Here is a 12,618-nt window from a genome sequence, read left to right as displayed (position 1 = left end):
TCTATTCCTTGGCACTTTTAAAGAGCTGTAAGGTTATCTCTCTTTCTGTCTTGTGATCAACCATCGGCTTGTGATATTCCAGTAAAGAAAAGCCCTCCCAAGTCCAAGGTTTATGGATGTATTTGTTCGGTACACTTTTGATTTCTGGTACCCAGTGGCGCACAAATTCACCATTAGCATCGAACTTTTCGCCTTGGCTTATCGGGTTGAAAATACGAAAGTATGGCTGCCCGTCACAGCCCGTAGAGGCAGACCATTGCCAGCCACCATTGTTCGCTGCAAAATCGCCGTCCACCAGCTTACTCATGAAGTACGCTTCTCCCCATCGCCAATCAATATGTAAGTCCTTGGTAAGAAAGCTCGCGACAATCATACGTAATCGGTTGTGCATCCAGCCTGTTTGATTGAGCTGACGCATTGCTGCATCAACGATTGGGTATCCTGTTGTTCCTGTCTTCCATCGCTCAAAGGCTGTCTCATCATAGGACCACTGGATTTTATCCTCCCAATCGATAAATCCTTTGCCTTTGACGAGTTTTGGTTCGAAAACCAATAGGTGCTGATAAAACTCACGCCAAATGATCTCACTTAACCAAGTTGCTTTCCCTTCTGTAAGGTCATTTTGTTGATTTTCAGCATACAAACGAGCAATACACTGCCTTGGTGATAGCGCGCCAATCGCAAGGTATGGAGACAGTTGGCTAGTGCCATCAATAGCTGGAAAGTCTCGCTCGCTTTGATACGCGTCACTGCGCTCCCGTGCAAATTCCCTAAGCTGCATCAAAATATCATTAGTCGAAGCCAGCCAGTCTTCACTGGATTCTCGAGCATAGCTAAATGTGAAGCTTGAATTAAATCGAGCCGACTCTAATTGTTCGAGTACCTTTTTATTGAGTGGCGCTTGCTCGTGAGGTTTTACTACCGTCGGCATATGGAACTGCGTTAACCAAGCACGCTTGAATGGCGTAAACACCTTAAAATATTCGCCTTGCTTATTAAGAACCGTCGTTGGCGCGTGCACACATTTGTCATGAAACAGTTCAAATTCGATATCGTGAGAAGCTAACGCTTCACTTACTTGTGTATCGAGCTCTCGTTCGTTCACCTCATAGTGAATGTTTGCCATGACAGACGTGGCTTCAAGTGTTTCCGCCCACCCACTAATCACATCTGTACAATCGGAAAACGACGGTACCTCTTTGTACAAAAAGGGAATATTAAGGCTTTCAAGCTCCTCGTTAAGACAAGCTAAGCGACGAGCAATGAGGTCTGCCTGCATCGGCGCCATGTGATGCTCCCGCCACTGCTCTGGCGTCGCGATAAAGCAAGCGACGACAGGCTGACCTGAATCCAATGCCGCTTTGAGTGCCGTGTGGTCTAACGTACGTAAGTCACGTCGAAACCATACTAAAATCATGGTAGCTCCTATCTTTTGTCTACTAAGTTAGGTGTAATTTCTCTATCACTTCAGAGCACCCCATCCGATCACCTAACTGTGCGTGAAGCATTTTGATGGACGCTACTTGTTTAGCAGCTAGCGCTTTGTTGGAGAAAAGGTAGATAAACGAACCATTTTCAACGACCTCGTGATCTAGTAGACCAGAAACATCATCAACCTTATCGATCAAAGTCGTGTGATACCCTTGTTCGCAAAGCTTCGCTGCTTGAATCCAACTCTCAGACTCTCTGTTTTGTTCAAAGCTAATGAGCAGACACTTTCCTTTGGAAGCGGCTTTGTTTTCAGAATCGATAACAAGGGCAAGTCGAGTGATCAAACAAGTCTGAAATAACCCTACTTGTAAAGATCGCAGCGATCCTTTCACCATGTCTAGCGCATCAAATACTGGGCTAATAAACTGATCAATAACAAGTTTTAGTGGATACTCTTTAAGAACAGAGGCAAGTAAACTCTCTGCTTTTCCTCGATTCAGGGTAGACAGCGCAAGCAGCATGTTTTCAACTTCTTCGAGTGTGCGAACCTCGTTTTTGACTTCGACATCGGCGCTTTTTCCTAGCAGCCCCTTCACTTTACCAATCGAAATCCCCTTCGCGAGCCAGCTCTGGACTTCGCGAATCGTATCGAGATCTTGCTGGCGATAAAGTCTGTGTCCTTTTTCAGTTCGCTGAGGTTGGATCAAGTTGTATCTTCGTTGCCAAGCTCTCAGCGTAACTGGTTTTACACCCGTGATTTCTGCGACATCTCGGATGGCGTATAGTTTTTCTTCTGAACTACAAACCATAGCGTAATCTCATCTCCTGCGGATACGGTTCTAAAAACTTCTGTTTTGCTAAATATTCGTCTGGGTAAGTATTTAAGTAATGCTTAATCAATGTAAGTGGTGCTAGCAGAGGCAGCATTCCGATACGGTAGTCGTGAATCACTGTCGCTAACTCTTCTTTTTCTTCTTTAGTTAGTGAGCGTTTGAAGTACCCTTGTAAATGCATCAACACATTTGTGTTATTTTTGCGGCTAGCCCGATTCGTTAACGCCTTCATCAGTCCTAAACGATACTCTTGGTAAAAGTCTTCAATTTCATAATTAGCGACATCAGCGACTAAGCGGCCAAGGGAGCGGTATGACTCTGGGTGGTGTGCCATTAACGTCAGTTTGTAGCGCGAATGAAAGTCGATGATTTTGCCACGAGTAGGCTCACCATCCATCGAGTCGTAAAAGTCATTTAGACAAAATACTCGAGTAATAAAATTTTCTTTCAATACAGGGTCGTTAAGTCTGCCATCCTCTTCAACAGGCAACCAAGGCATTTTTTGCATCAATGTTTGCGTATACAAGCCAACACCTTCTTTCGCAGCACTGTTCTTGCTGTAAACCTTGACTCGCTCCATGCCACAAGTTGGTGACTTGGCACAAACGATGTAACCACAAAGCTGCTCGCTTTGAAGTTCATCTACTTTATTGGCCGAGTAAGTGAGCATATTGTCGGTATGATCATTTTCTGGATTTTTGGTTTCAACCAATGCAACACGCTCTTCATTAGAAACAAGACGAATGGTTGGACGGGGTACTGGCATACCTACGCCGACTTCAGGGCATACCGAAATAAAGTCAAAATACGGGCTAAGCTCTTTAGTCACAAAGTTGCTCACCTTATGACCAGAGTCAAAACGCACTCGTTCACCCAAAACACACGAACTGATACCTACTTTGATCGAAGATTCCATGATGACGCATCCCTATACAAAAAGTTTTGTTGTATAACTTATAGCAAGCCTTTCAAGATTGTACAAGAAAATAAGTTGTACAATTTAATCGTTTTACTTCACTCGAAAGTATTTCGATCAACCAGCTGTCAGAAAAAAGTTGGGCCCAAAAACAAAGAATTTGTGCGCGCAATCGACAAACTGCTCAAAAGCAAATCGATTGCTCTTTTGATTTCAACAGATTTGGTTATCAATAGTAGTTGCAGTTTCTAAATGCGTGGTTTTTGTGACTAAGCTCTCAAGGGGCCACTGTACGTCCCGATATTATTGCCTCAACGAAAACGAACAAGTTCAACAGAATTGGTAATAGCGTTCTATAATAGAGGCGTTTTATCAAAACAAAACTTTGGAGAGCACTTATGGCAACCCCACACATTAACGCACAACCAGGTGATTTCGCTGAAACAGTTCTAATGCCAGGCGACCCGTTGCGCGCTAAATACATCGCTGAAACGTTCCTAGAAGATGTGAAACAAGTTTGTGACGTTCGCAACATGTTCGGCTTTACTGGCACTTACAAAGGCAAAAAAGTTTCTGTAATGGGCCACGGCATGGGTATCCCGTCTTGCTGTATCTACGTACACGAGCTAATCGCTGAATACGGCGTGAAAAACGTTATCCGTGTGGGTAGCTGTGGTGCAGTACGTGACGACGTGAAACTAATGGACGTTGTTATCGGTATGGGTGCTTCTACAGACTCTAAAGTTAACCGTATCCGTTTCAACAACCACGATTTCGCAGCAATCGCTGATTACGGTCTTCTAGAAGAAGCAGTTAACCAAGCGCGCGCTCAGGAAGTGCCTGTAAAAGTAGGTAACGTATTCTCTGCTGACCTGTTCTACACACCAGAAGCAGACATCTTCGAGAAGATGGAAAAACTAGGCATCCTAGGTGTAGACATGGAAGCGGCTGGTATCTACGGCGTAGCAGCTGACCTAGGAGCGAAAGCACTGACTATCCTGACAGTTTCTGACCACATCATCCGTGGTGAAAAACTAAGCTCAGAAGAGCGTCAGAAGTCGTTCAACGACATGATGAAAGTTGCACTAGAAACTGCAATCAACATCTAAGAACAAATAGTAAGTAATAATTTGCAGCCAGAGTTATGCTGGCTGCCCGAATTATCCCGAGGGGGCGATTGTGTCTAACGGCGAACTGCCAAAAGACGCAGATGGGTTACAACTCAACTTTTGTAAAACATTGGCGTGTGACAACTTTGGATTGAGTGATGCAAAGCGTTACGTTCTGCAACATGCGAACCCTAAGCGTCCGGCGATGGTATGCCGTGAATGTGGAGCTTTCCCCCCCTTACTTAATAATCGCGATGTCGTGAACGAACTTCATCGCCTGCGGCACGTCCACAGTGACGGGTTGCCTGCTTGCCGTAATGATGATTGCGACAACTTTGGACTTTCTGTCCACACTCACAAACACCTCTATCACGCTTTCGGTTACAGTGGCGATCGCCAACGTTACCGCTGTAAAGTGTGTCAAAGTACCTTTGTCGACAAGTGGTCTGGTGCCAACAAGAAGCTTCAATTTCAAGAGAACTTGATGGGTTTATTGTTTACGGGATATTCCGTACGAGAAATCTGCCGCAAGCTTAGTATTAACCCAAAAACCTTTTACGATCATGTTGACCATATAGCTAGCCGCTGCCGCCGCAAGCTGGCAACCATTGATGCGCGCTGGGTAAACCACGCAACGCATTATGAATTGGCCTCAAACTATATTGCATTGCAACCGAACAGCAATAATGGTGTGTATTGGATTGTTTCTGGCGAAGCGCATTCTGGCTATATTCTTTGCCAGCACGTCAATTATTCCGCTGATGAAGAGCCAATCGCAACTCTCGATCATAATCCTTACGATGAGGTGTCTCGTTTTGTTTCCCAGGAGTACGTAGCGGAAGCAAGTGAGCCGCTTGCGGAACCTTCTCATCACCTCAGAGAGCGAATTGACCAAAAATACCAAACAATTTTGGCTCGCGGTAACGTAGAAGACCCTCTTGGTAATCTATCTGTATTTCATTACCCTTCAAAAGGGGCATTAATCCGTCCGCCATACACCTCGTATGCACACTATTTGCACGTACTTGATATGTGCTGCCCAAACAAACGTGTATCTCTATACATGCCTCAAGATCCCCTACTACGTTCAGCTGCACTGAGCGTTTGTTTACCTCGTATTAAAGAGAAAAGTGTCGACTTGATGTACGTAGAAGAGGACGCTAGTTGGGACATGAGCACTCCCTTTGGCAAAGTCGATATCGCCTATATGAGTTGGTGGCGCGATCGTTGGGCAATCTCTAGTCAAAACGAAAACCACAAAGGCATTTGCTACCTCGCTGGCGATCAAAATGAGCCTGAAAAATGGTTTAACGTTGCGACAACTCGTCATGTGAAGTTTTATCAAAACCGCTTTCAGATTCTTTTCGAAAGCTTCATTAACGAGCCACGTCGCAAATTACGACCTGCTGGTATTTTACCTCTTTTAGATATATTCAGAGCTTGGCATAATTTGTGCTATCAGGATAAACAAGGTCTTACCGCTGCACAAAGGTTGGAAGTCTCTGATGCACCTTTGACAATCAAACAGCTCCTATCGTAGCTATTCTATTGGTAATTTAGATGTAGTAATTAGGGGTTGTAACGGTATACATTACGGCCCCTGATCGTTTACCAAAACGTTATCCGCATCGCTTTGGTAAAGAAACATGCATCTAACCACTTAATATTAGGTGTGATTTCCAGTTCGATAGTCATGGATGTGAACGTTGGATAAAAACCAAATTCAGCTAGAAGATGATCTCACTAAGCTTAAAGGCCAAATAAAATCGGCCCCTAAACATACCTTTAATGTTGCGCAGCAATATCGTATCCGCGCGGAACAAATTTTATTTGTGGACGGAGAGATCAAAGCCTTACTCATCATGGCGCAATGCTGTTGGTGCCTAATGGATTACCGACAAGGCTTAAAACTCGTCAAAGACGCTTACAGCAAACAAACACAGCTTGAAACCGACGATCATCTCCCGGAAATTCTCCATCTTTTTGCACTCCAATATTGGGGCCAAGCAAAGTATTATTCCGCGCAACAATATTGGATTAATGCGCTCGAACAATCTGCTCTTGTTGATGATGTTGAAATTCAAATCGAATCTCTAATTGGGCTTGGTAATGTATGGCGCATCACTAATGAACACCAACTTGCCGCTTCAACTCATGAGTTAGCCGTTAAAGTGGCAAACAATGTTCGTATTGCTTGGTTAGAAGGCAAAGCGCGCATCCTATTAGCTTGGGACTATTACTTACTAAATAAGTTTGTCGAGATGCTTACGGTACTGGATGGAGCAACCGAAGTATTAAAAGATCATGATGACAGTACGTGGCAAGCCGAGATCTGGGACTTTAAAGGGTTAGCACTGCTTGGACTAGAACGCCTTGATGCGGCCGAAGAAGCCACCCAAAAAGCCCACCAGCTCGCCATTGAGCATGACCTCGTTTGGATGAAAGCACACTCTTTTATTAGCCGAGCAAGACTTGAGCTTTTGCGCCAAAATACAGACAGCGCTGCCAAGTTGCTACTTGCAGCAGAAGAGTCTGCACTCAGTTTCGACCACGGTGAGCTACTCAGCCAAATTTGCTTCCAACAATCACGAGTCGCTGAAGAACAAGGAGACTTTGAGTCTGCGTTTAACGCGTTCAAGAAATACCGTAAGCACGCACTCAAAATGCTCAAAGAACAAACTCACCGAATCAGCATGGATAAAGCAAGAGGCTCTAAACGCCAACTAGAGCAGCGAGCACGTAAGCTGATCAATCATATTCGCTCTCAACACGAATACGACCCTGAAAAACAGTTCTCTAATGTCGTTTCTGAGACCTACTGGTGGGAACAGTTAGTTTTGTTTAAAACGGAGCTCAAACGCTCTAACCACGCCATCATTATGATTCAGCATTCAAACCCCGAAGTTCTCGATGTTTGTACCGAGCTCGTTCATGCATTGACAACCTCCAGCGACCTCATCTCGAGAATTTCCAGTAACAGGCTAGCAATGTTAATTGCAGAAAAAGGTCAAGCAGCAGAAGAGGTCTACCGCACTGTCCAAGCGATGTTAGACATCTATCCATGGAAGCGACGCGGAATCAAAGGCCCGAAACCGATACTGTATTTGCAAGATATCCTGACCTTCCCATTCACGTTAGAACAGCTCGAAGAAAGTTATATTGAGGTAATGAAGAATGGAACAACTGCTTAGCAAGGTGACTGACGCAGGTATCGATCCTTCTTCCGTTTCAGGTGAAGAAGCGATTACGCTATGGGAACACATAGGGTTACATATTGCGTCAACAAACCGAGAGAAAGCGCATTGCTATATCATTAGCGCCGAGTATCGAAGAGAGATCAAACAGCTCAACGACAGCATTAGTGAATTGAAACAAGCGCTTGAGTTGCTTGTTTTACCAGAGGATGTAGAAGATATTCTTTCTGTGAAAGCAAGCTTGAGTGAGCGTTTAGTTGAAGTAGGTGACTACAATGCGGCATTAACCGAGTATGTTGCTTCAACCAATATCGCCGTCGAGTACGGCTATATTGATGAGTACGTATTGGCCATTATTGGAATGGGTAATTTGTGCGATGCCTATGGGGATCACCAACGTGCATTACGTTATTATCAAAAAATAGATGCTATCGATCACGCTATTGGCAGTCGATCCCTACGCCTTCGTTACAAGCTGTACATGCTTGCCTGTTATATCAGCTTGAACCGTACCGCAGACGCCAAAGAGCTATTGAGTGAATGTGAAGAACTGAGCATTCTCGTCAGTGATAAAAACCTCGCCGCACAAATTCACCTCTACCGAGCCAAATTACATCGTCTGAAAGAAGACTACCCCAGTGCGTTGCTGGCTATTTCGAATGTTCAGTATACAACGGGTAGTGCCACGACATACTGGTTATCTACGATGGTCAAAATTGAGACTGCGTATTGTCTAAACGGTGTAGGGCACACCTCTTTAGCTAATTTAACGTTGGACTCCATCAGTAAAAGGATTCAAAAGCAACTATCTCCTATCGTTACTCAGCATTTTTATAACGCGATGAGTCAAGTTTACGCCTCTCAAGGGTTGTATCAAGAAGCATTAAATTGTGAAAAAAAAACGCATAGAATCGAATCTGATCTTGTAAAACATATTCCGATCGGTGAGTTAGGGTCTGCTCAACTACGCCGACTTTCACGCTTTGAGTTACAACTCAAACTCATTTTGTCAGAGCTAGAAAACAAAGAACTAAAAGAAACCACCAAGCAGCATAAAAATACTGTTGCTCAGCTACAGCAGGACGTCTTTACCGATCCACTTACGTCTTTACACAACCGACGCTGGTTAGAAGTTAAACTAAAAGATCTACTTCTGCACGATACTGCATTTGCATTGATGGTCATCGATATCGATCACTTCAAATCCATCAATGACGAACTAAGCCACTTGGTGGGCGACAAAGCGATCAAAAGTGTGTCACAGGAACTGGCGTCCTACTTCAGATTTAAAGGCGCATCGTGCGTACGATTTGGTGGTGAAGAGTTCCTCGTGATCCTTGAGAATACCCAACTGGAACGCGCAGAAATGCATGCCGAGAATTATCGTGAACGGATTTATCAATATGGTTGGGACGATATTCTTGGTGAAAGGGGGCTGACCGTATCCATAGGAATTACCTTGCATCGAGAAGGCGAGAATACTCAGCGAACTTTTTATCGTGCAGACAAAGCTCTTTATCGCGCCAAAGCCAATGGCAGAAACCAAGTCTGTACCGAACTTTAATAGCGTAAAGTTACTATATCGAGCAACTTTTAGATGCCTGATTAAGAGAAAGTGGCTCGGTTTGAGGAGGGGCAATTAACAACTAGCAGTTCAGGAGTGTATCTACCAAATCGAGTTTCTTTTTGTCACTCCAACAGAGCTACAAAAAGAAAAGAGATATTCCAACAAGAGCGGCAAGGGTACCAACAACATTTTTAATCGTTTGTTTCTCTCCTTTCAATGCACAAATCAGCAGCATAAATAGAGGGCTCGTCGCAATTAGTGTTTGTGCTACTGCCGGATTAGCATGTTTAAGCGCGACCTGTTGCAACCAGATGGCGATAAATGTTCCTACAAAAATAGCCAAGATCAACCACGCGATAGCTGCCCTGTCCATTTCGGTAAGGCTCTTTATAATGTCCTGAAAAGGGGATCGCTCTGCTACTTTCACCACAGCGCATACCACTAACACTCCCACACTCAAACGAACAAGCCCACCAAGTAAAGGAAGTATATCTCCCGCTACAAGTGCGTAGTGAGATATCACAATACCAGAGGCCTGACATACACTTGCAAGTAATCCGAAACCTACTCCTCCCCAATCCTGTATCATTCCTTCGTGAAGGTTGGAATATAACGCAAACTACTGCGCTGGTGGTGATCATTACACCAAACCAACTTTGAACTGACAGCGCTGACCCAAGCAATGTCAATGCTAATACACCAGAAATAGGAGGGGCTAACGATTCTAACAACAAGGTTTTATTTGGCCCAATGCGTTTGAGAGATGCGAAATAAGCTGTATCACCAATCGCAATCCCAATAATTCCAGAGAGCGCCAATACGACTAGATGATGAGAATCGATGCTTTTATAGGCTTCATCGGATGTAAATGGTAAAAATGCGATCATCATAAATGAAGCTAAAGTACCTTTTACAATATTTAGATGAAGAGCTGAAAAACGATGACTAGACTGGCTATAGATCCAAGTTGCCAGTGCCCACACAATTGCAGCGCCTATGGCTGCTGTTTCACCTACGTACCGCATCACTTCCTTCCTGTAATTGTAATTAAGTAAAAAAACTTGCCAGTCAGACACTTGAACTACTTGATTCAGATTTAGTTATATCAAATACTTAATAACCTTAATTTACGTAATATTTTCCATTTCGCAATAAGCACAGGTAGGTAAGATGTTTCTAGACTATTTTGCACTTGGGTTACTCATCTTCGTTGCTTTAGTGATCTTTTACGGAATCATTGTCATTCATGATATTCCATATGAAATCGCCAAAGAGAGAGAGCACCCGCACCAAGACGCAATTCACTACGCTGGCTGGGTCAGCCTTTTCACTTTGCATGCGCTGTGGCCATTTTTATGGATATGGGCAACATTATGGCGCAAGGAACGCGGCTGGGGTTTTAAACAACTAGAACAAGAAACACACGACATTCATCACCGCCTTGAAGAACTCATCGATGAAGTCAACGAACTCAAAAACGAAGTATCGATGTTGAAACAACAAAAGATTCAGCAAAAGCCTTTGCCTGAACAAAGTAAAGAGGACGAATAATGGACTTATTGCTGATTCTGACTTACGCAGCTCTTTGTATTGCCATTTTTAAAATTTTCAATATTCCTCTAAACAAATGGACCGTTCCAACCGCCGTACTTGGCGGCGTAGTGTTAGTGGGCACACTCGTGCTGCTTATGAACTACAACCACCCATTTACGCAATTGGGTAACCAAGTGTTCCCGACTACGCCTATCGTCTCTGGCGTGCGTGGCCGCGTGGTGGAAGTGCCAGTCCAGGCCAACCAACCGCTCAAAACGGGCGATATTCTTTTCAAAATCGATCCTGTGCCTTTTGAAGCAGAAGTTGCTCGCCTGGAAGCGAAAGTTAAAGAAGCAAGCCAAGGTGCGTTGGGCTTAGAGTCTGATCTAAGAGAAGCAGAAGCTGCTGTATTGAAAGCGCAAGCGGACAGAGATAAAGCACAAAGGGAATTTAGCCGATATCAAAGGGGCTTTGATCGTGGCGCGTTTACTGAACAAGATTTGGATACTCGACGCCAAGCGTATAAAGCGGCAGAAGCCATGTTAGACGTTGCGATTTTGCAACAAGAACAAGCTCAAATCGCTCTGGACTCTGAAATCGGAGGCGAAAATACCCAAGTCGCGCAACTTCTTGCCGAGCTGCGTAAAGCAGAGTTTAACTTAGAGCAAACCGTCGTTCGTGCGCCAACCGATGGTTACGTTACGCAATTGGCTTTACGTCCTGGAGTGATGGCTGTGCCGTTACCGCTTGCCCCGGCAATGACCTTCGTCCATACCGAAGACATTACGTACACCGCGGCATTCAGACAAAACTCATTACAACGCTTGAAGCCAGGCTTTGAAGCAGAGTTTATGTTCCGCGCAATTCCGGGCAAAGTGTTCCGTGGCGAAGTCATTGACGTGATTCCAGCCATTGGTGAAAGCCAAATTCAAGCGCGAGGCGCTCTGCTCGGGACTGATGCCTTGCGCACGAGCGGACGTGTGTTTGCGAAGCTGAAAATTACCGACGACTTGAGTGGATACCACCTGCCAATGGGTACTGCAGTTGAAGTTGCAGTTTATTCAGACAGCTTTACTCACGTATCAGTGATGCGCAAAGTGCTTATTCGTATGAAGAGCTGGCAGAACTATTTATACCTCGACCATTAATGAACATATAGCGCATTCATTTATCGGTAAAAATAACATCAAACCGTGTAATCAGGGGCTGACGATCAGCCCCTGATTCATTCTAGCCATCCAGATAGATAGCATTCCCACTTTTATTAATATTCTGTATAATACGCGCCTTATTTTTAATGCTTGCTAAAACCAAAGCCAGTCAAAGGGATGCGTGAATCAAATCACACATTTCCTGAAGAAAAATAGAGCAAACAATAAGCAGCTTGGTTGTTTTGAATATATGTTACACAATCAAATAACTAACGCTTTCCAACAATATAAATGAACGTTCTTTAAATTCGACTATTGAACTGAGGTTATCTATGAATCTTTCCGCTAAAACTGTTGTGGTTATTGCAATCGGTGCTGCTCTTTACGGTATCGGCGGCTTACCTATGTTTGGCATCCCTGTGTTTGCAAACACAACGCTAAAACCAGCAATGGCAGTATTAGCATTGTTCTCAGTACTATTTGGACCACTTGTTGGCTTCTTGGTTGGTTTTATTGGTCACTGGGTTACTGACCTATTTGCAGGTTGGGGCGTATGGCTCACTTGGGTACTTGGTTCAGGTATTGTTGGTTTGATTATCGGTCTATTCCCTTCTCTAACGCGCTACCGTTTGGAGAAAGGTGATTTCAATATGAAAGACTTCGCGTTATTCGTAGTACTTGCGCTATTAGGCAACGTATTTGGTTACGGTTGCTCTGCATTCCTCGACACGATTTTATACGCAGAACCGTTCACTAAAGTGTTTACCCAGCTTTCTATTATCGCGATCGGTAACACCATTCTTATTGCTATTGTTGGCTTCTTCATTCTTAAGTCTGTCGCTAAACGTAACAAGCAAAGCCGTAACTTAACAGAGGCTTAATGT

Annotated in this window: 10 protein-coding genes and 1 pseudogene; 7 read left to right on the top strand and 4 right to left on the bottom strand. The window is 44.1% G+C overall.

The genetic code is table 11. The features are described 5' to 3' along the window. Position 1: 1 nt before the first annotated feature. Genes phrB through L3V37_RS01875 form a run of 3 tightly spaced genes read right to left on the bottom strand, consistent with a single transcriptional unit; the run spans position 2 to position 3,180 of the window. The gene (gene phrB / locus L3V37_RS01885) at positions 2-1,417 is read right to left on the bottom strand and encodes a deoxyribodipyrimidine photo-lyase (RefSeq protein ID WP_237305726.1); all 1,416 of its coding nucleotides are present in this window, start codon (positions 1,415-1,417) and stop codon (positions 2-4) included. Between the two features lie 22 nt (positions 1,418-1,439). Further along, positions 1,440-2,240 carry a MerR family transcriptional regulator gene (locus L3V37_RS01880; protein ID WP_033906723.1) on the bottom strand — a complete coding sequence of 267 codons (801 nt, stop codon included), beginning with the start codon at positions 2,238-2,240 and terminating at the stop codon, positions 1,440-1,442. Beyond that, entirely contained in the window at positions 2,230-3,180 is a 951-nt protein-coding gene (locus tag L3V37_RS01875) for a DUF523 and DUF1722 domain-containing protein (RefSeq protein WP_017635475.1), read from the bottom strand. The genes L3V37_RS01880 and L3V37_RS01875 overlap by 11 nt, the downstream gene beginning before the upstream one ends. Before the next feature lie 398 nt (positions 3,181-3,578). Between L3V37_RS01875 and deoD the strand changes: the two genes are divergently transcribed. The 4 genes from deoD (at position 3,579) to L3V37_RS01855 (ending at position 9,047) form a co-directional block, all read left to right on the top strand. Continuing rightward, entirely contained in the window at positions 3,579-4,289 is a 711-nt protein-coding gene (gene deoD / locus L3V37_RS01870; RefSeq protein ID WP_005375140.1) for a purine-nucleoside phosphorylase, read from the top strand. 70 nt (positions 4,290-4,359) lie between these two features. Beyond that, complete coding sequence (locus L3V37_RS01865) at positions 4,360-5,829, top strand: lactate dehydrogenase (protein WP_237305725.1); 1,470 nt, start codon at positions 4,360-4,362, stop codon at positions 5,827-5,829. Positions 5,830-5,995: 166 nt separating this feature from the next. Continuing rightward, on the top strand, positions 5,996-7,480 hold the full coding sequence (locus L3V37_RS01860; RefSeq protein WP_054729922.1) for a hypothetical protein: 1,485 nt from the start codon (positions 5,996-5,998) through the stop codon (positions 7,478-7,480). Then, positions 7,464-9,047 carry a GGDEF domain-containing protein gene (locus tag L3V37_RS01855; RefSeq protein ID WP_237305724.1) on the top strand — a complete coding sequence of 528 codons (1,584 nt, stop codon included), beginning with the start codon at positions 7,464-7,466 and terminating at the stop codon, positions 9,045-9,047. Before L3V37_RS01860 ends, L3V37_RS01855 begins: the two co-directional genes overlap by 17 nt. A gap of 139 nt (positions 9,048-9,186) precedes the next feature. Here L3V37_RS01855 and L3V37_RS01850 read toward each other — a convergent pair. Continuing rightward, positions 9,187-10,075: pseudogene (locus L3V37_RS01850) on the bottom strand (DMT family transporter). Positions 10,076-10,220: 145 nt separating this feature from the next. Here L3V37_RS01850 and L3V37_RS01845 point away from each other — a divergent pair. The 3 genes from L3V37_RS01845 to L3V37_RS01835 all read left to right on the top strand — a co-directional run bounded on the left by L3V37_RS01845 (position 10,221) and on the right by L3V37_RS01835 (position 12,615). Then, positions 10,221-10,601: a DUF3302 domain-containing protein gene (locus L3V37_RS01845; protein ID WP_005375135.1), complete on the top strand. Its 381-nt coding sequence runs from the start codon at positions 10,221-10,223 to the stop codon at positions 10,599-10,601. Next, complete coding sequence (locus L3V37_RS01840) at positions 10,601-11,731, top strand: HlyD family secretion protein (RefSeq protein ID WP_005375134.1); 1,131 nt, start codon at positions 10,601-10,603, stop codon at positions 11,729-11,731. The genes L3V37_RS01845 and L3V37_RS01840 overlap by 1 nt, the downstream gene beginning before the upstream one ends. A 335-nt stretch (positions 11,732-12,066) precedes the next feature. Then, positions 12,067-12,615: an ECF-type riboflavin transporter substrate-binding protein gene (locus L3V37_RS01835; RefSeq protein ID WP_005375133.1), complete on the top strand. Its 549-nt coding sequence runs from the start codon at positions 12,067-12,069 to the stop codon at positions 12,613-12,615. Positions 12,616-12,618 lie beyond the last annotated feature (3 nt).

It is taken from the genome of Vibrio sp. D54 (assembly GCF_021728075.1).
Lineage (GTDB): Bacteria > Pseudomonadota > Gammaproteobacteria > Enterobacterales > Vibrionaceae > Vibrio > Vibrio alginolyticus.
Note: the sequence above shows the minus strand (reverse complement) of the source record. Positions and strands in the feature narration are given on the sequence as shown.